The sequence below is a fragment of the Planomicrobium soli genome (assembly GCF_003014655.1).
GTDB classification, from domain to species: domain Bacteria; phylum Bacillota; class Bacilli; order Bacillales_A; family Planococcaceae; genus Planococcus; species Planococcus soli_B.
The window spans coordinates 21666-41280 of sequence record NZ_PYAT01000021.1 but is presented as its reverse complement, the minus strand read 5'-3'; the positions used below and the strand labels follow the sequence as shown (position 1 = coordinate 41280).

At 44.8% G+C, this 19615-nt stretch carries 20 protein-coding genes, 1 rRNA gene and 1 riboswitch; of the genes, 20 read left to right on the top strand and 1 reads right to left on the bottom strand.

Annotation, left to right across the window (positions count from 1 at the left end; all coding sequences use genetic code 11):
- Positions 1 to 97 (top strand): 5S ribosomal RNA (gene rrf / locus B0H99_RS16755); the annotation flags it as partial.
- Positions 98 to 145: 48 nt separating this feature from the next.
- On the opposite strand, the gene B0H99_RS16750 is transcribed toward rrf, so the two are convergent.
- Positions 146 to 703 (bottom strand): isochorismatase family protein, encoded by a 558-nt coding sequence (locus B0H99_RS16750; protein WP_106534837.1) that lies wholly within the window; start codon positions 701 to 703, stop codon positions 146 to 148.
- A gap of 206 nt (positions 704 to 909) precedes the next feature.
- Between B0H99_RS16750 and B0H99_RS16745 the strand changes: the two genes are divergently transcribed.
- The 19 genes from B0H99_RS16745 (at position 910) to pcrB (ending at position 19596) form a co-directional block, all read left to right on the top strand.
- Positions 910 to 1431, top strand: a complete 522-nt coding sequence (locus B0H99_RS16745) for a DUF2179 domain-containing protein (RefSeq protein ID WP_106534836.1) — start codon at positions 910 to 912, stop codon at positions 1429 to 1431.
- Positions 1428 to 1616: an NETI motif-containing protein gene (locus tag B0H99_RS16740; RefSeq protein ID WP_106534834.1), complete on the top strand. Its 189-nt coding sequence runs from the start codon at positions 1428 to 1430 to the stop codon at positions 1614 to 1616. Before B0H99_RS16745 ends, B0H99_RS16740 begins: the two co-directional genes overlap by 4 nt.
- A gap of 85 nt (positions 1617 to 1701) precedes the next feature.
- Positions 1702 to 1801: riboswitch (purine riboswitch) on the top strand.
- A 137-nt stretch (positions 1802 to 1938) separates the two neighbouring features.
- The gene (gene purE / locus B0H99_RS16735; protein ID WP_106534833.1) at positions 1939 to 2427 is read left to right on the top strand and encodes a 5-(carboxyamino)imidazole ribonucleotide mutase; all 489 of its coding nucleotides are present in this window, start codon (positions 1939 to 1941) and stop codon (positions 2425 to 2427) included.
- Positions 2424 to 3548 carry a 5-(carboxyamino)imidazole ribonucleotide synthase gene (gene purK / locus B0H99_RS16730; RefSeq protein ID WP_106534832.1) on the top strand — a complete coding sequence of 375 codons (1125 nt, stop codon included), beginning with the start codon at positions 2424 to 2426 and terminating at the stop codon, positions 3546 to 3548. Before purE ends, purK begins: the two co-directional genes overlap by 4 nt.
- A 16-nt stretch (positions 3549 to 3564) precedes the next feature.
- On the top strand, positions 3565 to 4860 hold the full coding sequence (gene purB, locus B0H99_RS16725; protein WP_106534831.1) for an adenylosuccinate lyase: 1296 nt from the start codon (positions 3565 to 3567) through the stop codon (positions 4858 to 4860).
- A gap of 15 nt (positions 4861 to 4875) precedes the next feature.
- Positions 4876 to 5592, top strand: coding sequence for a phosphoribosylaminoimidazolesuccinocarboxamide synthase (purC, locus tag B0H99_RS16720; RefSeq protein ID WP_106534830.1), 717 nt, complete (start codon positions 4876 to 4878; stop codon positions 5590 to 5592).
- Positions 5589 to 5843 (top strand): phosphoribosylformylglycinamidine synthase subunit PurS, encoded by a 255-nt coding sequence (gene purS / locus B0H99_RS16715; protein WP_106534829.1) that lies wholly within the window; start codon positions 5589 to 5591, stop codon positions 5841 to 5843. The genes purC and purS overlap by 4 nt, the downstream gene beginning before the upstream one ends.
- Complete coding sequence (purQ, locus tag B0H99_RS16710) at positions 5840 to 6523, top strand: phosphoribosylformylglycinamidine synthase subunit PurQ (RefSeq protein ID WP_106534828.1); 684 nt, start codon at positions 5840 to 5842, stop codon at positions 6521 to 6523. The genes purS and purQ overlap by 4 nt, the downstream gene beginning before the upstream one ends.
- Positions 6507 to 8732 carry a phosphoribosylformylglycinamidine synthase subunit PurL gene (gene purL, locus B0H99_RS16705; RefSeq protein ID WP_106534827.1) on the top strand — a complete coding sequence of 742 codons (2226 nt, stop codon included), beginning with the start codon at positions 6507 to 6509 and terminating at the stop codon, positions 8730 to 8732. The genes purQ and purL overlap by 17 nt, the downstream gene beginning before the upstream one ends.
- Positions 8708 to 10129 carry an amidophosphoribosyltransferase gene (purF, locus tag B0H99_RS16700; protein WP_106534826.1) on the top strand — a complete coding sequence of 474 codons (1422 nt, stop codon included), beginning with the start codon at positions 8708 to 8710 and terminating at the stop codon, positions 10127 to 10129. The genes purL and purF overlap by 25 nt, the downstream gene beginning before the upstream one ends.
- Positions 10130 to 10140: 11 nt before the next feature.
- Positions 10141 to 11202, top strand: coding sequence for a phosphoribosylformylglycinamidine cyclo-ligase (gene purM / locus B0H99_RS16695; protein ID WP_106534825.1), 1062 nt, complete (start codon positions 10141 to 10143; stop codon positions 11200 to 11202).
- Positions 11192 to 11803, top strand: a complete 612-nt coding sequence (gene purN / locus B0H99_RS16690) for a phosphoribosylglycinamide formyltransferase (protein WP_106534824.1) — start codon at positions 11192 to 11194, stop codon at positions 11801 to 11803. Before purM ends, purN begins: the two co-directional genes overlap by 11 nt.
- Before the next feature lie 36 nt (positions 11804 to 11839).
- The gene (gene purH, locus B0H99_RS16685) at positions 11840 to 13375 is read left to right on the top strand and encodes a bifunctional phosphoribosylaminoimidazolecarboxamide formyltransferase/IMP cyclohydrolase (RefSeq protein WP_106534823.1); all 1536 of its coding nucleotides are present in this window, start codon (positions 11840 to 11842) and stop codon (positions 13373 to 13375) included.
- A gap of 15 nt (positions 13376 to 13390) precedes the next feature.
- Positions 13391 to 14641, top strand: coding sequence for a phosphoribosylamine--glycine ligase (purD, locus tag B0H99_RS16680; RefSeq protein ID WP_106534822.1), 1251 nt, complete (start codon positions 13391 to 13393; stop codon positions 14639 to 14641).
- A 226-nt stretch (positions 14642 to 14867) separates the two neighbouring features.
- Positions 14868 to 15458 carry an N-acetyltransferase gene (locus B0H99_RS16675; RefSeq protein ID WP_106534821.1) on the top strand — a complete coding sequence of 197 codons (591 nt, stop codon included), beginning with the start codon at positions 14868 to 14870 and terminating at the stop codon, positions 15456 to 15458.
- A gap of 144 nt (positions 15459 to 15602) precedes the next feature.
- The gene (locus B0H99_RS16670; RefSeq protein ID WP_106534820.1) at positions 15603 to 17330 is read left to right on the top strand and encodes an adenine deaminase C-terminal domain-containing protein; all 1728 of its coding nucleotides are present in this window, start codon (positions 15603 to 15605) and stop codon (positions 17328 to 17330) included.
- A gap of 3 nt (positions 17331 to 17333) precedes the next feature.
- The gene (locus tag B0H99_RS16665) at positions 17334 to 18350 is read left to right on the top strand and encodes a DUF3048 domain-containing protein (protein ID WP_106534819.1); all 1017 of its coding nucleotides are present in this window, start codon (positions 17334 to 17336) and stop codon (positions 18348 to 18350) included.
- Positions 18351 to 18381: 31 nt separating this feature from the next.
- Positions 18382 to 18702 carry a YerC/YecD family TrpR-related protein gene (locus tag B0H99_RS16660; RefSeq protein WP_106534818.1) on the top strand — a complete coding sequence of 107 codons (321 nt, stop codon included), beginning with the start codon at positions 18382 to 18384 and terminating at the stop codon, positions 18700 to 18702.
- Between the two features lie 192 nt (positions 18703 to 18894).
- Positions 18895 to 19596 (top strand): heptaprenylglyceryl phosphate synthase, encoded by a 702-nt coding sequence (pcrB, locus tag B0H99_RS16655; RefSeq protein WP_106534817.1) that lies wholly within the window; start codon positions 18895 to 18897, stop codon positions 19594 to 19596.
- Positions 19597 to 19615 lie beyond the last annotated feature (19 nt).

Genomic DNA, 19615 nt, shown 5'->3' with positions numbered 1-19615 from the left:
AGGCCACACCCGTTCCCATCCCGAACACGGAAGTTAAGCTCTTTTGCGCCGATGGTAGTTGGGGGTCTCCCCCTGTGAGAGTAGGACGTCGCTGGGCATGAAAAAAGTCGTTACCGATTTCGGTAACGGCTTTTTTATTTTTTTATCACCGATATTGATTGTGGATAGGGGAGAATAGTTCTTCTTTACTGTCACGGACTAAAGAAAAATGATCTATATTATCAAACCCGTGCAAAGTTTTGTTGTGATGTGCAATAATTTTTTCCGCCGGCAATATAATAGAAGTTGTCGTAGAGTGACCATCACTGACTAGAGTAACATCGAATTCGTTTACTGTAGCAGTGCGAACGGCAGTATCAATGCAAAACTCGGTCTTGCACCCCATAATAATAATATGTTGAACTTCTTGCTGTTTTAAAAAATCAAGAAGAGGTGTTTGATAAAAAACATTTGTTGCTTTTTTATCAAAAATTGTTGCGTTTTCAGGCAGCGTGATAGCTGAATGAATTTGAAAACCAGGCCCTTCTCCTTCAGAAACGTCTAAATCACGTATAAATACAATTGGTATGGTTGATGCTACAGCTTTTTCGATAACTTTGTTAATGCATGCGAGCAAGCTTTCTTTCGCCGATATGCCAGGTTCATTTTGATTGCCATCGATCAATTCTTGCTGGGCGTCTATAATCAAAAGTACTTGCTTCAACACATACCTCTCCTTTCAGCTCTCTATTTACATCTTATAATGAAAACTTATTCTTTGTAGGAACTTTAAATACCTTTAATAGAAAATAAATTTAAAGAAAAGACGATATTTTTTACGCTCTTGCATTCCCGGTATAATTAAATTAGTATGTAACGTAATGATTCAGAGAAAAGAGGAAAAGAATAGTGGATATAAACCCTTGGATAATGATTTTTATTATTTTTACTATAAACATTGTGTATGTAGCATTTTTAACTATACGCATGATTTTGACTTTGAAAGGATATCGATACATCGCTGCAGGTGTAAGTATAGTAGAAACTATTATATATATAGTTGGGCTTGGACTAGTGCTTGATAATCTTGATCAGATTCAGAATCTGATTGCCTATGCCATTGGTTTTGGTACAGGGGTCATTGTTGGTTCGAAAATAGAAGAAAAAATGGCTTTAGGGTATATTACTGTAAATGTAATTACGAGCGAAGCAGGGGAAAAGCTGCCACGTGAATTGAGAGAAAAAGGATATGGTGTGACAGATTGGACTGCAAATGGAAGAGATGGCGATCGTCAATCAATGCAAATTCTGACTCCTCGCAAAATGGAACTGGCGCTATATAGAACTATCCAAGAAATTGATCCGAAAGCTTTTATTATTACTTATGAACCGAAAACGATTCATGGGGGCTTTTGGGTAAAAACTGTCCGGAGAGGAAACTTGTTCAAATGAGCAAAAAAACAGTTTGGTTTGAGGTTGAGGAAAATGAAACTTTGGACAATTGTCTAGAACGCATGAGAGAGCAAGGCTATATGGCTATGGGCCGCAAAGAAGAACCGGTATTTGAAGAAATTGATGGCAAACCGATTCCTGTAAAGCAAATTGTTAAATTTAAAGGCGTTAAAATGGATAATTAGAAATTATCTCCTAATAAATACGAACAATAGCATCATTTAAAAGCGTAACGTTCGAGTTTACCGTTGACTCAACCTACTCGACTTGATATGATGAATGAGGATACCCCATATATGCAGAAGGATTGGCTTCTGCGTTTCTACCAGGACACCGTAATGTCCGGACTATGCGGGAAAGCAACTTATGGAGACTTGACGAGAAATAGGTTTTACTATTGCCTGTTTTCGAATTCGTTAAATGTACAAAGTCCTTAAGTATTCTGCTTTTCACGTAAAGTGAGCAGTTTACTTGAGGGCTTTTATTTGTTTATAAGGAGAGAATAGAATGAATCCGCGAATCGGTGTAATAATGGGAAGCACAAGTGACTGGGAAACAATGAAACATGCATGTGATATATTAGATGAGTTGAATATTTCTTATGAAAAACGAGTGGTTTCTGCTCACCGCACGCCTGATTTGATGTTTGCCTATGCAGAGGAAGCTCGGGAACGCGGTTTGCACGTTATTATTGCAGGAGCCGGCGGAGCAGCTCATTTACCCGGAATGGTTGCTGCGAAAACTACATTGCCTGTCATTGGAGTACCGGTGCAATCAAAGGCGCTGAATGGTTTGGATTCACTTTTGTCTATTGTGCAAATGCCTGGTGGCGTACCCGTTGCTACTGTTGCGATTGGAAAAGCGGGAGCGACCAATGCAGGACTCCTTGCAGCCCAGATTCTTGGCACTGTCGATCCTACGATTGCAGAGACATTACAGGAACGTAGAAATCAAACAAATGCTAAGGTTTTGGAAAGTTCAGGTGACCTGATATGACGAAGACGATTTTGCCAGGACAGACAATCGGCATTATTGGCGGTGGCCAACTAGGACGCATGATGGCACTGGCAGCTAAAGAAGCTGGATTTAAAATTGCTGTACTTGACCCGGCAATGGATTCGCCAACTGGCCAAGTAGCAGATATTCAAATTGTTGCTCCTTTCAACGATTTTCATGCTTTGGAAGAATTGGCTGAAGTAAGTGATGTTATCACTTATGAGTTTGAAAATATCGATGCAACTGGTCTGGAACAGCTTGCAGAAACGTCTTACGTGCCTCAAGGCGCTGAACTGATCCGTGTTACGCAAAATCGCATTTATGAAAAACAAGCGATTGCAGAAGCGGGAGTGCCTATAGCTAATTATATAGAAGCAACTAGTTACGAAGAGTTCAAAGAAAAAAGCAATCAATTGAATTTTCCTTTTGTCGTGAAGACGGCAACTGGAGGGTATGACGGCAAAGGACAGCAAACCATCACTTCCGTGGAAGAATTGCCCCTGGCTGAACCGCTGTTCCAAAGCGGAGCATGTGTAGCGGAAGCATTTGTTCATTTCACAAAAGAAATTTCAGTAATAATTCAACGGAACGTACATGGAGAGATGACTGTGCTGCCCGTAGGAGAGAATATCCATAAAGATCATATTCTCCATAAAACCATTGTGCCAGCACGAATTGAACCAAGGACGTTGGAGCAGGCAAAAGAAGCTGCAAGAAAAATCGCCTCGCATTTGAATATGGTGGGAACCCTGGCTGTAGAGATGTTTGTATTAGAAGAAGGCGATATTATCGTCAATGAATTGGCGCCACGCCCTCATAATTCTGGACATTACTCAATAGAAGGTACAAACATTTCTCAGTTTCATCAACATATTCGTGCAATTTGCGGCTGGCCGCTCAGAGAGCCGAAGTTGTGGTCAGATACGGTGATGGTTAATGTATTAGGCGAACATGTAGCACCGCTTGCTTCACGAATTGCCCATTATCCAAATTGGTCTATTCACCTGTACGGAAAAGAAGAAGCGAAACACAAGCGAAAAATGGGGCATATTACCATTTTGACGGATGATTTGGACCAAACCTTAAAAGAAATAGACGAATCCGGCATTTGGCCGGAATAATTGGAGGAACTAAAAGATGATAGCACGTTACACACGGCCCGAAATGGGCGCCATATGGACAGATGAAAACCGGTACAATGCTTGGCTGGAAGTTGAAATTCTGGCATGTGAAGCTTGGGCGGAAATCGGCGATATTCCAAAAGAAGATGTTGCGAAAATCCGGAGAGATGCTTCATTCTCAGTAGACCGCATTTTGGAAATCGAAGAAGAAACCCGCCACGATGTGGTCGCTTTTACAAGAGCGGTGTCGGAAACCCTGGGTGAAGAACGAAAATGGGTTCATTACGGGTTAACATCAACTGACGTTGTGGATACGGCATTATCGTATTTGCTTAAACAAGCGAACGAGATCCTCCGCAAGGATTTAACAAACTTTATCGAGATTTTAGCGAACAAGGCTAAAGAACATAAAATGACGGTCATGATGGGCCGTACGCATGGCGTCCATGCTGAGCCGACAACATTCGGTTTGAAGCTGGCATTGTGGCACGAGGAAATGAAACGGAATTTAGAGCGTTTTGAAGCAGCAGCGAAATCGATTGAAACCGGCAAGATGTCAGGAGCGGTTGGTACATACGCCAACATCGATCCGTTTGTTGAAGAATATGTCTGCAAACAGCTTGGCCTTGCAGCTTCACCGATTTCTACACAAACGCTTCAGCGCGATCGCCATGCACAATATATGAGTACGCTCGCATTGATTGCAACTTCGGTTGAAAAGTTTGCAACAGAAATCCGTGGCCTTCAAAAATCAGAAACACGCGAAGTGGAAGAGTTTTTTGCAAAAGGCCAAAAAGGCTCATCTGCAATGCCGCATAAGCGCAACCCGATCGGTTCTGAGAATATGACAGGTCTTGCAAGATTGATTCGGGGCTATATGGTCACGGCATTCGAGAACGTTCCACTATGGCACGAACGCGACATTTCACATTCTTCTGCAGAGCGGGTGATTTTGCCGGATGCGACAATCGCCCTTAACTACATGTTAAACCGCTTTGGCAATATCGTGAAAAACTTGACGGTATTCCCGGAAAACATGAAACGCAATATGGATTCGACACTGGGCCTTATTTATTCACAGCGGGTGCTACTGACGTTGATTGATAAAGGAATGGCACGCGAAGCGGCTTACGATACTGTTCAACCGTGTGCTATGGAAGCTTGGGAGAAACAAACGCATTTCCGTAAGATTGTAGAAGCGAATGAAACCATTACTTCTCAATTAACAAAAGAAGAATTGGATGATTGTTTTAACTACAACTACCACCTACAGCAAGTAGACATGATTTTCAATCGTCTTGGACTAAACTAAACGGGGGCTTTCATAATGGAAAAAGGTCAACTTTTGTACGAAGGAAAAGCAAAACGCTTATATGCAACAGACAAACCGGAAATTTTATGGGTTGAATACAAAGACTCAGCGACCGCTTTCAATGGAGAAAAGAAAGCGGAAATCGCCGGCAAAGGTCTCTTGAACAATAAAATCACTTCGCTACTATTTGAAAAATTGCAGAAAGCAGGAATTGCTTCTCATTTCGTTCAGCAATTGTCTGACCGTGAACAGCTGGTTCAGCAAGTTTCCATTATCCCGATTGAAGTCGTAGTGCGAAACATCGTGGCAGGCAGCATGGCAAAACGCCTTGGCATTGCAGAAGGCACAGTGCTTGCCCGCCCGATTGTTGAGTTCTACTTAAAAAACGATGAACTCGGCGATCCGATCATCACAGAGGACCATATTGAATTGCTTGAGTTGGCGACTTCAGCTGAAGTAGAGCAGCTGCGTGAAAAAGCGGTTGCCATCAACCAAGTACTGATCGGTTTCTTCCATGAAATCGGCGTCGATTTGATCGATTTTAAAATCGAATTTGGACGCGATTCGAACGGGGCGATTTTGCTTGCAGATGAAATTTCTCCGGATACGTGCCGCCTTTGGGACGCAAAAACAAAACAGAAGCTGGATAAAGATGTATTCCGCCGAGACCTCGGCAACTTAACTGACGCATATGAACTCATTTTAACTCGACTGGGAGGTCAACATTCATGAAGAAGGTAAAAATTTATGTGACATTGCGTGAAAGTGTATTAGATCCACAAGGCTCTGCAGTTATGGGGTCTCTTCATAAAATGGGGTACGCGGAAGTTGAAGATGTACGAATCGGCAAATACTTGGAATTGAACATAGCGGATGATGCCCGTGATATCGATGCGTTAGTCAATGAAATGTGCCAAAAGTTGCTTACGAATACTGTAATTGAAGATTACCGTTTTGAAATTGAGGAGGCTGTCTCGCAATGAAATTCGCAGTGATTGTTTTTCCAGGCTCAAATTGTGATTTGGATATGTACCATGCGATCAAAGATGAGCTGGGCGAAGAAGCAGAATACGTCTGGCACGATTCAAAAGACTTGAGCAAATACGATGGCATTCTTTTGCCAGGCGGATTCTCATATGGCGATTACTTGCGCTGTGGTGCAATTGCCCAATCATCAGCAGTCATGGACGAAGTGAAAAAAGCGGCAGAAGCCGGCAAGCCGGTTCTTGGCATTTGCAACGGCTTTCAGATTTTGACAGAAGCAGGACTTCTCCCAGGCGTACTTTTACGCAATAAAAACTTGAAGTTCATGTGCAAAACGGTTGGATTGAAAGTCGAAAATGCTGATACGCTGTTCACGACCGAGTACGAAAAAGGCCAAGAAATCCAAATCCCGATCGCGCATGGCGAAGGCAATTACTATTGCGACGATGCAACGTATGAGCAACTTCAAAAAAACAATCAAATCGTTTTCTCGTATGCAGACGATTTTAACGGCAGCCGCAACCAGATTGCAGGCATCATCAATGAAAGAGGAAACGTGCTTGGCATGATGCCTCACCCGGAACGCGCGGTTTCTGAACTGATCAACGGCAACGACGGGCTTGCGTTATTCAAATCAATTGTAAAACAGTGGAGGGAAGCAAATGTCACTCATGCTTGAGCCAAATACAGCGCAGATTAAAGAACAGAAGATTTATCAGCAAATGGGCTTATCAGATGCGGAATTTGCAATGGTTGAAAAGATTTTGGGAAGAACGCCGAACTACACGGAAACTGGTTTGTTTTCGGTTATGTGGTCTGAACACTGTTCATACAAAAACTCAAAGCCTGTTCTTTCCAAATTCCCGACAAAAGCACCTCGCGTTTTGCAAGGGCCAGGAGAGGGCGCTGGCATCGTCGACATCGGTGATGGCCAGGCGGTCGTTTTCAAAATGGAATCTCATAACCATCCATCTGCAATTGAACCCTATCAAGGGGCAGCAACAGGCGTTGGCGGCATCATCCGCGACGTGTTCTCGATGGGCGCCCGACCAATCGCTTTGCTGAACTCTCTGCGTTTTGGCGAATTGACAACTCCACGGGTTAAATACTTGTTTGAAGAAGTAGTGGCTGGTATCGCTGGATACGGCAACTGCATCGGCATCCCGACTGTTGGCGGCGAAGTGCAATTTGACGATTCGTATGATGGCAATCCGCTTGTTAACGCAATGTGTGTCGGTTTGATCAATCACGAAGATATCCAAAAAGGTGTTGCATCAGGCGTTGGCAACCCGGTTATGTATGTCGGCGCGAAAACTGGCCGAGATGGTATCCATGGGGCTACATTCGCATCAGAAGAATTAACTGAATCCTCAGGAGACAACCGTCCAGCTGTTCAAGTGGGCGATCCATTCATGGAGAAACTCCTGCTTGAAGCCTGTTTGGAACTTGTAAAGTCTGATGCGCTGATTGGCATTCAAGATATGGGCGCTGCTGGACTGACTTCTTCATCAGCTGAAATGGCTTCTAAAGCTGGATCGGGTATTGAAATGGATCTTGACCATGTGCCTCAGCGTGAAACAGGAATGACAGCTTATGAAATGATGTTGTCTGAATCGCAAGAGCGTATGCTGATTGTAGTGAAAAAAGGAAGAGAGCCGGAAATTGTCGAGTTGTTCGAAAAATACGGCTTGGATGCTGTAACTGTTGGGACGGTTACAGACGATTCTACTTTGCGCCTTCTTCATAAAGGAGAAGTAGTAGCTGAAGTTCCTGTTGATGCACTTGCAGAAGATGCACCGGTTTACCATAAACCATCAAGTGTTCCTGCTTACTTTAAAGAATATCAGGCGATGGACAATGCAGAGCCGAAAGTGGAAAACCATCAGGAAGCCTTGTTGAACTTATTGCAGCAGCCGACAATCGCTTCAAAAGAATGGGTTTACGATCAATACGACCATCAAGTGCGTACAAGCACTGTAGTCAGCCCAGGATCTGATGCAGCGGTGGTCCGCGTTCGCGGTACAAACAAAGGATTGGCAATGACAACAGACTGCAATTCCCGCTATATTTACTTGGATCCGGAAACTGGCGGCAAGATTGCAGTAGCGGAAGCGGCACGCAATGTGGTCGTTTCAGGAGCAAAACCGCTGGCCATTACCGATTGTTTGAATTTCGGGAATCCGGAAAAGCCGGAGATCTTCTGGCAGCTTGAAAAAGCGGCTGATGGCATGTCGGCAGCTTGCACTATTTTAGATGCACCTGTTATCGGCGGAAACGTTTCTTTATATAATGAAACAAACGGTACAGCAATCTATCCAACACCAACAATCGGGTTAGTTGGGCTTGTAGAAGACCTGGCTCATGTAACAACGCAAGATGTGAAGAATATCGGAGATGCTGTGTATTTGATCGGGGAAAGCTTTACGGAATTCGGCGGCAGTGAGCTTCAAAAAATGGTTGAAGGCCGCATTTTTGGAAAAGCGCCGGCAATCGACTTAGCGGTTGAAGCGGAGCGCCAAGCACAAATTCTAGCAGCCATCCAAAAAGGTCTTGTTGCATCTGCACATGATGTAGCAGAAGGCGGTGTGGCTGTTGCACTTGCAGAAAAAACGTTCGGCAACGGATTAGGGATTGAAGCAACGCTTCTAGGATCAGCAACAACAGCTCTTTTCAGCGAATCGCAATCACGATTTATCATTTCCGTATCACCGGAACATGTTGAAGAATTTGAAGCACTTGTCAAGGATGCCAAGCGGATCGGTACTGTCACTGGAGACCATGTAATCATCAAAAGTGAAGACGGCACGGCTTGGATCAATAAATCAGTCGATGCGCTTCGCTCAGCTTGGAAAGGAGCTATCCCATGCTTGCTGAAATCAGAAGCTTAAACGAAGAGTGCGGTATTTTCGGTATTTGGGGACATGCCAATGCAACTCAATTGACTTATTACGGTTTGCATGCGCTGCAGCATCGCGGGCAAGAAGGCGCCGGAATCGTTTCAACAGATGGACAATCTTTGAAGCCGTTAAAAGGCGAAGGTATGGTCAGTGAAGTGTTTACGCCTGAGAAAATTGAAAAAATTGCAGGGAAAGCGGCAATCGGCCATGTCCGCTATGCGACAGCAGGAGGCAGCGGCATTGAAAATGTACAGCCGCTCTTGTTCAATTCAACGACAGGCAGTTTGGCTATTTCGCATAACGGCAACTTGGTGAATGCAACCGAGTTAAAAGGCCATCTGGAACGCCAAGGCAGCATTTTTCAAACAACATCTGATACAGAAGTATTGGCTCATTTGATCAAACGAAGCGGCTATGCAACATTTGAAGAAAAAGCAAAAAATGCATTGTCCCTTTTAAAAGGTGCTTTTGCTTGTATTATCTTATCGGAAGAAGCAATGTATGTTGCACTTGATCCGAACGGCTTGCGCCCATTGTCGCTAGGGAAGCTGGGCGATTCCTGGGTAGTAGCATCCGAAACTTGCGCTTTTGATATCGTTGGAGCAGAATTCGTTCGTTCAGTTGAACCTGGCGAATTTTTAATCATCACAAATGACGGCGTACGTGCAGAACGCTTTGCTTATCCAGAAGAACGTTCAATTTGCACAATGGAATACGTGTATTTTTCACGCCCCGATTCTGATATTGATGGAGTCAATATCCATGCAGCCCGCAAACGCCTCGGCATCCAGCTGGCAAAAGAATTTAAAATAGAAGCGGATGTTGTAACCGGTGTACCAGACTCAAGCATCTCGGCTGCTATTGGGTATTCGGAAGCAAGCGGCATTCCCTATGAACTTGGGTTGATCAAAAACCGTTATGTCGGCCGGACGTTCATCCAGCCGTCGCAGGATTTGCGTGAACAGGGCGTGAAGATGAAATTGTCGCCGGTCCGCCAAGTGGTCAAAGGCAAACGCGTCGTTATGGTCGATGATTCCATCGTCCGCGGCACGACTTCCCGCCATATCGTCAATTTGCTGAAAGAAGCGGGGGCGACAGAAGTGCATGTGGTCATTTCTTCACCGCCAATCAAAAGCCCATGCTTCTATGGCATTGACATCAGTACGTCGGGTGAATTGATTGCTGCGAATAATACAATAGAAGAAATGCGTGAAATCATCGGAGCCGATTCATTGTCGTTCCTATCAGTGGATGGCATGGTGCAAAATATCGGCAGAACCGATCCAGGCTCGAAATGCGGCCATTGCCTGGCTTGTTTTACCGGGGAATACCCAACAAATATTTTCCCAAGTACAGTATTGCCTCATGAGAAAGAAACAGTGCGATAGGAGGAAACAACGTGTCAAAAGCATATGAAAAAGCAGGCGTTAATATTGAAGCGGGCTATGAAGCAGTCAACCGCATGAAATCCCATGTGGAAAGAACAGCACGAAAAGGCTTGATGGGGACATTCGGAGGATTTGGCGGCATGTTCGATTTGTCGGCGCTCGACCTGAAAGAACCGGTTTTAGTATCCGGAACAGACGGTGTCGGAACAAAATTAAAGCTTGCTTTCATGGCGGACAAGCACGATTCGATTGGTATTGACTGCGTTGCAATGTGCGTCAACGATATCGTTGCACAAGGTGCAGAACCGTTGTTTTTCCTTGATTATATTGCGGTCGGCAAAGCGGTGCCGGAAAAAATCGAACAGATCGTCAAAGGCGTGGCAGACGGCTGCGTTGAAGCCGGCGCTGCCTTGATCGGCGGAGAAACGGCTGAAATGCCGGGCCTTTACGAAGAAGACGAATACGACATTGCCGGTTTTGCTGTCGGAGCTGCTGAGAAATCCAAGATTGTTACGGGCGAGAATATTCAAGCAGGCGACGTGCTGATCGGTTTGGCATCAAGCGGAATCCATTCAAATGGCTATTCACTGGTCCGCCAGATTGTTTTTGAAGAAAACAATTTTACGCTGAATCAGGCAGTGGAAGGCTATGAAACGTTAGGAGCTCTTGGCGAGGTGCTGCTGACTCCTACGAAAATCTACGCTAAGGCAGTTACTGCGGTGTCAAAAGATGTCCATATCCACGGCATGGCCCACGTAACAGGCGGCGGCTTTATCGAAAACATCCCGCGGATGATGCCAGCGGGACTAGGAGCAGAAATTCAGCTTGGCAGTTGGCCGGTGCTTGATGTCTTTCGCTTGTTGAAAGAAAAAGGCGGTTTGGCTGACCGGGATCTGTATTCTGTTTTCAATATGGGCATCGGCTTTGTCTTGGCAGTGGCTCCTGAAGACGCTGGCCGGGTTTTAGATGCAGCAGCTCAAAACGGGGAGCAAGCTTATGTGATTGGTGAAGTTTCAGAAACAGCTGGGGTTCAATTTTCTGGTGAACAGGATGGCAGCTTACATGGCAACTAAACCAAAAATCGCCGTTTTCGCGTCAGGAAACGGCTCAAACTTTCAAGCAATTGCGGATGCTATTCAAGAAGGCAGGCTGAATGCAGAAATTGCACTTGTTGTGACTGACAAGCCGGAGGCCTTCGTAGTGGAACGGGCGAGACGGCTTGGAATCAAGTCGTTTTCTTTTATTCCGGCGCAGTATGATTCAAAACAATTGTACGAAGAAATGCTTAAAGAAAAATTGGTGGAACATAAAGTGGAATGGCTGATTCTTGCTGGATTTATGCGTTTGATCGGCCCGGTTTTGCTCGAAGCTTTTGAGAACCGGATCATCAATATCCATCCTTCGGTCTTGCCGGCATTTCCAGGAAAAGATGCTATCGGGCAGACATTGGCGTCAGGGGCAGAAAGAGCTGGCGTCACTGTTCATTATGTGGATGCTGGTATGGATACCGGCTCGATTATTTCTCAACAGTCTTTCCCCGTTGCTGGCCGTGGGCGAGAAGCGGTGGAAGAGGAGATTCATAAACTGGAGCATGAACTTTATCCGGCGACGCTGCAAAAATTATTCCACCAACCAGTTAAGACAAAAGATTTATATGATTCAATGCAAGGCTGAAGAAATTCAATTCAGCCCATTATAGGAGGACTCACAGTGAAAAAACGAGCGCTACTCAGTGTATCGGACAAATCAGGGATATTGGATTTTGCTAAAGAACTTGAAAAGATGGGCTATGAAATTTTATCGACTGGCGGCACAAAGCGCTTTTTAGAAGAGAATGGCGTAGCGATTACTGCAGTCGATGAAGTGACAAAATTCCCTGAAATCCTCGGCGGCCGCGTTAAAACCCTTCATCCGCTTGTGCATGGCGGACTGCTTGCCAAACCGGATGACACAGAACATCAGCGAGAAATGGCTGAAAACGGCATTGCGCCGATCGACATTGTGTGCGTTAACTTGTACCCGTTCCGTGAAACAATCGTAAAGCCTGATGTAACTGTAGAAGATGCTATTGAGAATATCGATATTGGCGGTCCGACGATGCTCCGTTCTGCTGCGAAAAACCATGCATATGTGGCAGTGATTGTTGATGCTTTGGATTATGAAGCGGTCTTGTCCGAACTCCATGAACAAAACGGCACGACTCCCGAAACCCGCCGCCGCCTGGCTGCAAAAGTCTTCCGCCATACGGCTGCTTATGATTCTTACATATCCAATTATTTGACTGAACTGACGGGAGAAGAATACCCGGATCAACTGACCCTTACATACGAATTAAACCAGCCGCTTCGCTACGGTGAGAATCCGCACCAAAAAGCAGCATTTTACCGCAGTCCGCTCGGTTCTGATTTCTCGATTGCGGGTGCGGACCAATTGCATGGCAAAGAGTTATCGTATAACAATATCCAAGACGCCAACGCGGCGCTTCAAATCATCAAAGAGTTCACAATACCTGCTGCTGTTGCTGTCAAGCATATGAACCCTTGTGGCGTAGGTACAGGCGAATCGATCAGTGAAGCTTTCGCCAAGGCTTACGAAGCGGACGCTACGTCGATTTTCGGCGGAATCGTGGCGTTGAACCGGGAAGTAGATGCGGATACGGCTCAGCAATTGGCCGGCATCTTCTTAGAAATTATTATCGCACCGGCCTTCACGGCAGAAGCTCTTGAAATACTTACACAAAAGAAAAATATTCGCCTGTTGACCATTCCATTTGAGCGGGCGCGCAAAGACCGCTGGAATCTGGTGACTGTTGAAGGTGGCCTTCTTGTTCAAGAACCGGATGCTTTAGGTTACGAAGATGCCGAAATTCAAGTAGTAACAGAACGCCAACCGACAGAAGCGGAACTCGCTGCGCTGAAACTTGGCTGGAGCGTCGTTAAGCATGTCAAGTCAAACGCAATTGTTGTTTGCAACGCGGATATGACGCTTGGTATCGGAGCTGGCCAAATGAACCGCGTCGGATCTGCTAAAATTGCCCTTGAGCAAGCTGGAGAGCAGGCACAGGGGGCTATTATGGCATCTGATGCATTTTTCCCGATGTCTGATACTGTAGAAGCTGCAGCACAAGCCGGCATAAAAGCGATCATTCAGCCAGGCGGATCGAAAAAGGACCAAGAGTCGATCGACAAAGCGAACGAATTCGGTATTGCCATGGTCTTTACAGGAATTCGTCATTTCAAACATTAAGCGAGGTGAAGCGACATGAAGGTATTAGTCATTGGGCGAGGCGGCAGAGAACATGCCATTGTCCGCCAATTTGCACGTGCTTCAGCGGTTGAACAGGTTTACGCAGCTCCTGGAAATGACGGGATGGAAGCTGAGGCAGAACTGATCGCTATTGATGAAATGGATTTTAACGCATTGGCGGACTTTGCCGAGGCGAACGACATTAGCTTCACATTTGTTGGCCCCGAGCAGCCGCTTGCAGAAGGCATCGTCGATTTTTTCAATGAAAAAGGCTTGTCCATTTTCGGCCCCTCCAAAGCGGCCGCGCAAATAGAAGGGAGCAAAGCCTTCGCGAAAGAACTAATGAAAAAATACAACATCCCGACCGCTGCGTATGAAACGTTTACGGAAGCAGCACCCGCAATTTCGTTCATTCGTGAAAAAGGGGCGCCTATTGTTGTGAAAGCGGACGGTTTAGCTGCCGGCAAAGGAGTAGTTGTAGCCATGACAGAAGGCGAAGCTATTGCCGCTGTCAATGATATGCTCGAAGATGCGAAATTCGGGAGTTCGGGTTCCAAAGTGGTCATTGAAGAATTTCTGGCTGGAGAAGAATTTTCGTTTATGTCGTTTGTCCAAGCCGGCAAAATCTATCCGATGCCTATTTCGCAAGACCATAAGCGGGCATACGACGGCGATCGTGGACCGAATACGGGAGGCATGGGCGCTTATTCACCGGTGCCTCAAATTCCTGAGTCAGTAATTAATGAAACATTCGAGCGGATTGTGAAACCAACCGTTGAGGCGATGGAAAAAGAAGGCGTACCGTTTAACGGAATTTTATATGCCGGAATTATCCTGACTGATCAAGGGCCGAAAGTGATTGAATTTAACGCTCGATTCGGTGATCCTGAAACGCAAGTCGTGCTGCCTAGAATGACTTCCGATTTTGCTGAATTTATGCAAGCCATTTTAAATGGGAGCGCTTATTCGCTTGAATGGGATGAACAAGCAATACTAGGAGTGGTTGTGGCAAGCGAAGGGTATCCGGGAACAGTGGAAAAAGGCCATTTGCTTCCTGAGTTAGCCCATTTGCAAGGGCTGGAAATCATTCATGCCGGCACTAAAAAAGGTGATGAAGGGTTTATAGGCAATGGCGGACGCGTGTTGCTTGTATCTGCTGCCGGTAAATCAATTCAGGATGCGCAAGAAAATGTATACAAACAGTTGAAACAGCTTCAGTGGGATCATTTTTTCTACCGCTCTGATATTGGCTGGCGAGCAAAATAATCGTAAAATGATTAGAAAAATGATATGCTGGTTTTATTAGATAAGAAATGGCACATGTTCATATGAATTTGTGCCATTTTTGTTTTATTCCTCAGGAATTTGGGTATAGGTTTAAGTTGATAATTATGAAAGACCCGCAGTTACCTCTATTTACTCTCCAGAATGATATGGCTTTATATGGCTGTAAACATGATTAATAGCTTTCAAAATTGAAAGGGGCAATTTGATGAATTGGTATGAAAAGTTGAATCAGTATTTTCCAGTAGAAGAAATGAAATCGAAAGAGCATATGGAGACGTTGCTGAAAGAAAAAGGCAATGTTTATTATAAAGATGAAGGTCCTTATCATGTTTTGATGTATGCGGAATTCTCGAACTTCTCGTTTGTTGATTATTTATTCGTTTCAAAAGAATCCCGTGGCATGGGCCTTGGTAAAAAGACCTTGCAGATGCTGAAAGATAAAAATAAACCGATTATTCTAGAAGTAGAACCGGTCAACTACGAAGATACAGATACGGAAAAACGTTTGCGCTTTTATGCACGAGAAGGATTTGAACATGCCGCATCAATAGGCTATTGCCGCCGCTCCGTTGCGACAGGCGAAGAAAATTCAATGGAAATCTTGTACTGGGCTCCAAACGGAGAAACCGAAGAAGATATTTATGAAGCGATGAAAAAAGCTTATAAAGATATTCATTCATATAAAGTGGAAGAACTTTACGGTGAAACACATGAACCAGTGTCAAAAGTTTTAACTTACAAAGAAGTGGACAAGGAAAACGTATTAGAACCTTTCACAAACCAAATTGCAAACTAATGAAAAATCCACGCTTTCAGCGTGGATTTTTTGTGTCAAAAGACGATTGCAATATTCATTTTTTCCCATCTTCAACTGTATTTTCATGCATTGTTATGCTAGTATTTAATGTATTGAAAAAGTAACAGAAGGAGCGGGATACTTGTGAATCCATTATGGAAAAACACAGAAATAAGGGAACAGCTGAAAGTAGTTACAAAAGAGATAGCTCCGGATCTCGTTTTGACTAATGCGTATTATTTGCATAGTATATTTAAAAAATGGATGACAGGAAATATTTGGATCAAAGATGACCGCATCGTATACGCTGGTCAAGAGATGCCGAAAATTGATTCTTCGACTGATATCGTAAATTTAACAGGGAAATTTGTTGTTCCGGGTTATATTGAACCTCATGTTCATCCCTACCAACTATACAATCCCCAGACATTTGCAGATTATTCGGCACAACGTGGAACCACTTCCTTCTTGTCCGATAACTTGACGCTGTTCTTGGCATTAGAAAACGAGAAAGCGTTTTCATTGTTGGACCAGTTGAACCAATTGCCTTTTTCTTTCTATTGGTGGACACGGTTTGACTCTCAGACCGAGCTAAACGAAGAAGACCAGTTGTTTACAACAAAAGCGGTAGGTGAATGGCTGGACCGTCCGGATGTTTTGCTTGGAGGTGAGTTGACAGGCTGGCCGAAGCTATTGGCCGGAGATGACCAGATGTTGTACTGGATTCAACAGGCAAAAATGGGATTGAAGAAAATCGAAGGGCATTTTCCTGGGGCTTCGGAAAAAACCTTGGCACGCATGAGATTGCTTGGAGCAGATGGCGACCATGAAGCGATGACAGCTGAAGAAGTGGAAATGCGCTTGCTCCACGGCTATGGCGTTACGCTTCGCCATTCATCGATTCGTCCGGATTTGCCAAATTTGTTAAAGGGGATCATTGAAAAAGATATCAACGTCTTTGATAAATTGATGATGACGACAGATGGCTCGACGCCGTCTTTCCATGTAGACGGAATTATGGACTTATGCATAAAAATTGCCTTAGAAGCTGGCGTTCCGGCAATTGATGCATACTTGATGGCTTCTTATAACGTTGCGCGATATTACAATGTAACAAGCCTTCACGGTGTGATTGCCACAGGCCGTTATGCAAACTTAAACATATTGGATACACTAGACAATCCCGTACCATCAGGCGTTATCTCCAAAGGAGTCTGGCTGAAAAAAGATGGCGACAAAGTACAGTCGCTTCCAGGAATCGACTGGTCTACCATGCCGGATCTTGCGTTGGATTTTGAACTGACAGAAGATGATTTTCAGTTTTCTATGCCGTTCGGCCTTGAAATGGTAAATGACGTTATCACAAAACCTTATTCTGTAAGTGTTGATACACATAATGGCAATTTGTCCACCGACCATGAAGAAAGTTTCCTTATGCTGCTCGATAAACATGGCAAATGGCGCGTCAATACACTGATCAAAGGGTTTGCTTCAAATGTCAGCGGCTTTGCTTCTTCCTACAGCAATACGGGCGACATCATTTTGATCGGCAAAAGCCGAAAAGACATGTGGGAAGCTTTTAATCAGCTGAAGCTTATGAAAGGCGGCATCGTCCTTGTTGAGAACGGGGAAACGGTTTGCTCTGTGCCGCTTCCAATTGGAGGTGCTATGTCGGATCTGCCAATGGAACAACTGATCGAACAAGAACTCACGCTAAAAGCGGCTTTGAAAGAACGTGGCTATACAAAAGGCGATGCAGTCTATACGCTGCTGTTCCTGCAGGCAACTCATCTGCCGTACATTCGGGTTACACAAAAAGGGATTTATGACGTTATGAATAAAAAAACTTTATTTCCTGCTTTTATGAGGTAGTCGATGAAAAATTGGATATTCGGCATCCTTGCAATTTTACTGCTCGGTACAGGCGTCGCTGTTTATTTGCTGGCCAACAGCTCGGAAAAGGAAAGTGCGCCAGAAAATCCGCAGATATCCAAAGCGCCGTTTAGCGGAGTTGAAGGATCGGAACCGTTTAACAGCCGTCCGATTATGGCTGTCATCAACAACCACCCGGATGCTCGGCCGCATACCGGCTTAGCGGAAGCAGACATTGTGTTTGAAATGCTGGCTGAAGGAAGCGTAACGAGATTGGTAGCGTTGTATCAAAGCGAATTTCCGGAAGAGATGGGCCCAGTCCGGAGCGCCAGGGATTATTTTGTAGATCTTGCAAGAGGTTATGATGCTTTTTTTATCGCCCACGGCTGGAGCCCGGATGCTAAGCGGCTCCTTGAAGCAGGCGCAGTAGATCATATAAACGGTTTGTTTTACGATGGCACTTTGTTCAAACGCTCAAGCGACCGAGTGGCTCCTCATAACAGCTACATCACTTATGAAAATGCTTTGAAAGGCATGGATGCAGCACAAGCATCGACTGAATATAGCGGGCATTCATCTTATTATTTCTTTGACTCAGGGGAAAGTGATAAACTGATGGAACAGGCATCCATTCTGGAAGTTCTGTATGGTACCAGTGAACAGTTTCACAATGAATTTACATATGACGAAACTACGGCACTTTATAGCCGAGCTTCCGGAGGAACTGCCACTTTAGACAAAAATTCAGGGCAACCGGTAGAAGTTTCAAATGTTTTGGTTTTTGAAGCGGATCATAAAACGATAGACGGGGAAGGCAGGCAGTCAATTGACTTGATGAGTGGCGGGAAAGCGCTCGTTTTTCAAAATGGCGGTGTTCGTGAAGGCGAATGGGGCAACCTTGAAGGCATGCTCGTGCCGATAGATGATGGAAGACCTATTGGCCTTATGCCAGGCAAGACGTGGATTCATATTGTTCCGTCAGCCCCCGGAATTGATAATTGGGTCCGCTATTCCCCTTAATGGAAACATATAAAAGGATGGTGAAGCTTGTATGCAAGTCGATAAAATACGGGGCCCTCAAACCGACCAGTTGATTGATGCGATTTTAGCATTGAAAGATAAAGAAGAGGCATATCGCTTTTTTGATGATTTATGCACAATCAGCGAGATCCAGTCGCTGTCTCAACGATTGGAAGTGGCTCATATGCTGCGAATGAAAAAAACGTACGAAAAAATAAAAAATGAAACAGGGGCGAGCACCGCAACCATCTCCCGTGTCCGCCGCTGCTTAAACTACGGGAACGATGCCTACGACGAAATGTTAGGGCGCCTTTATCCGGACGAAAAACCATTTCAACTTCCGAAAGACTGAACAAAGGAGTTGGCGCAAAGGAATTAGGGCAAATCCTTTGCGGATAAACTAGAGGGCGAGGCAGCAGCAATGCGGCTCTCGCTCCATCAGCAAGAGACAGGCTGTTCACTAAGGCTATGATTTAACTTAGTGAACAGCCTTTTTTTTGTTATAATGAGATGATGAAAAAAACGCAAGGTTAGGTGAATCATTTTGGACTTTCAAACGTGGCGCCATGTATTTAAATTAGATCCAGCCAAATCGATTTCCGATGAACATTTGGAACGAATTTGCGAATCCGGGACCGATGCCATCTTGATTGGGGGCAGCGATAATGTCACACTCGACAATGTCTTGGATTTACTGGCAAGGGTGCGCCGTTATAGCGTCCCAGTTGCTTTGGAAGTTTCAGCGATCGATTCGGTAACGCCTGGGTTTGATTTTTATTTTATTCCGACGGTGCTGAATAGCGAAAATCCGTTATGGATAAAAGGGCTTCACCACGAAGCAATCCGTGAGTATGGAGACATTATGGACTGGGAAGAACTTGTTCCGGAAGGCTATTGCATTTTAAATGCCGACTGCAAAGCGGCAAAGCTGACTGACGCAAAAACCGATTTGACGGCTGAAGACGTGGTAGCTTACGCACGAATGGCGGAACATTTTTTCCGGCTGCCCATTTTCTATGTGGAATACAGCGGAATGTACGGCGATGTTGAATTAGTCGAACAAGTTAAAGAACAACTTTCAAATACAAGGCTGTTTTATGGCGGCGGGATCGATTCGCCGCAAAAAGCACGGGAAATGGCAGCAATAGCCGACACGGTTGTAGTAGGTAATATCATTTATGAAAATTTAAGCAAAGCGATTGAAACTGTCCAGGCGGTTGCGGAAACGGAGCAACAATCGCTATAATAATAAGAACAATTGTTCG

What these genes read in the sequence shown, in the direction of transcription:
- purE (WP_106534833.1), top strand. Translation starts at nt 1,939, where the DNA reads ATGAATCCGCGAATCGGTGTAATAATGGGAAGCACAAGTGACTGGGAA.
- purD (WP_106534822.1), top strand. Translation starts at nt 13,391, where the DNA reads ATGAAGGTATTAGTCATTGGGCGAGGCGGCAGAGAACATGCCATTGTC.
- B0H99_RS16740 (WP_106534834.1), top strand. Translation starts at nt 1,428, where the DNA reads ATGAGCAAAAAAACAGTTTGGTTTGAGGTTGAGGAAAATGAAACTTTG.
- B0H99_RS16660 (WP_106534818.1), top strand. Translation starts at nt 18,382, where the DNA reads ATGCAAGTCGATAAAATACGGGGCCCTCAAACCGACCAGTTGATTGAT.
- purB (WP_106534831.1), top strand. Translation starts at nt 3,565, where the DNA reads ATGATAGCACGTTACACACGGCCCGAAATGGGCGCCATATGGACAGAT.
- purK (WP_106534832.1), top strand. Translation starts at nt 2,424, where the DNA reads ATGACGAAGACGATTTTGCCAGGACAGACAATCGGCATTATTGGCGGT.
- purF (WP_106534826.1), top strand. Translation starts at nt 8,708, where the DNA reads ATGCTTGCTGAAATCAGAAGCTTAAACGAAGAGTGCGGTATTTTCGGT.
- B0H99_RS16745 (WP_106534836.1), top strand. Translation starts at nt 910, where the DNA reads ATGATTTTTATTATTTTTACTATAAACATTGTGTATGTAGCATTTTTA.
- purN (WP_106534824.1), top strand. Translation starts at nt 11,192, where the DNA reads ATGGCAACTAAACCAAAAATCGCCGTTTTCGCGTCAGGAAACGGCTCA.
- purC (WP_106534830.1), top strand. Translation starts at nt 4,876, where the DNA reads ATGGAAAAAGGTCAACTTTTGTACGAAGGAAAAGCAAAACGCTTATAT.
- purL (WP_106534827.1), top strand. Translation starts at nt 6,507, where the DNA reads ATGTCACTCATGCTTGAGCCAAATACAGCGCAGATTAAAGAACAGAAG.
- purS (WP_106534829.1), top strand. Translation starts at nt 5,589, where the DNA reads ATGAAGAAGGTAAAAATTTATGTGACATTGCGTGAAAGTGTATTAGAT.
- B0H99_RS16665 (WP_106534819.1), top strand. Translation starts at nt 17,334, where the DNA reads ATGAAAAATTGGATATTCGGCATCCTTGCAATTTTACTGCTCGGTACA.
- purQ (WP_106534828.1), top strand. Translation starts at nt 5,840, where the DNA reads ATGAAATTCGCAGTGATTGTTTTTCCAGGCTCAAATTGTGATTTGGAT.
- B0H99_RS16675 (WP_106534821.1), top strand. Translation starts at nt 14,868, where the DNA reads ATGAATTGGTATGAAAAGTTGAATCAGTATTTTCCAGTAGAAGAAATG.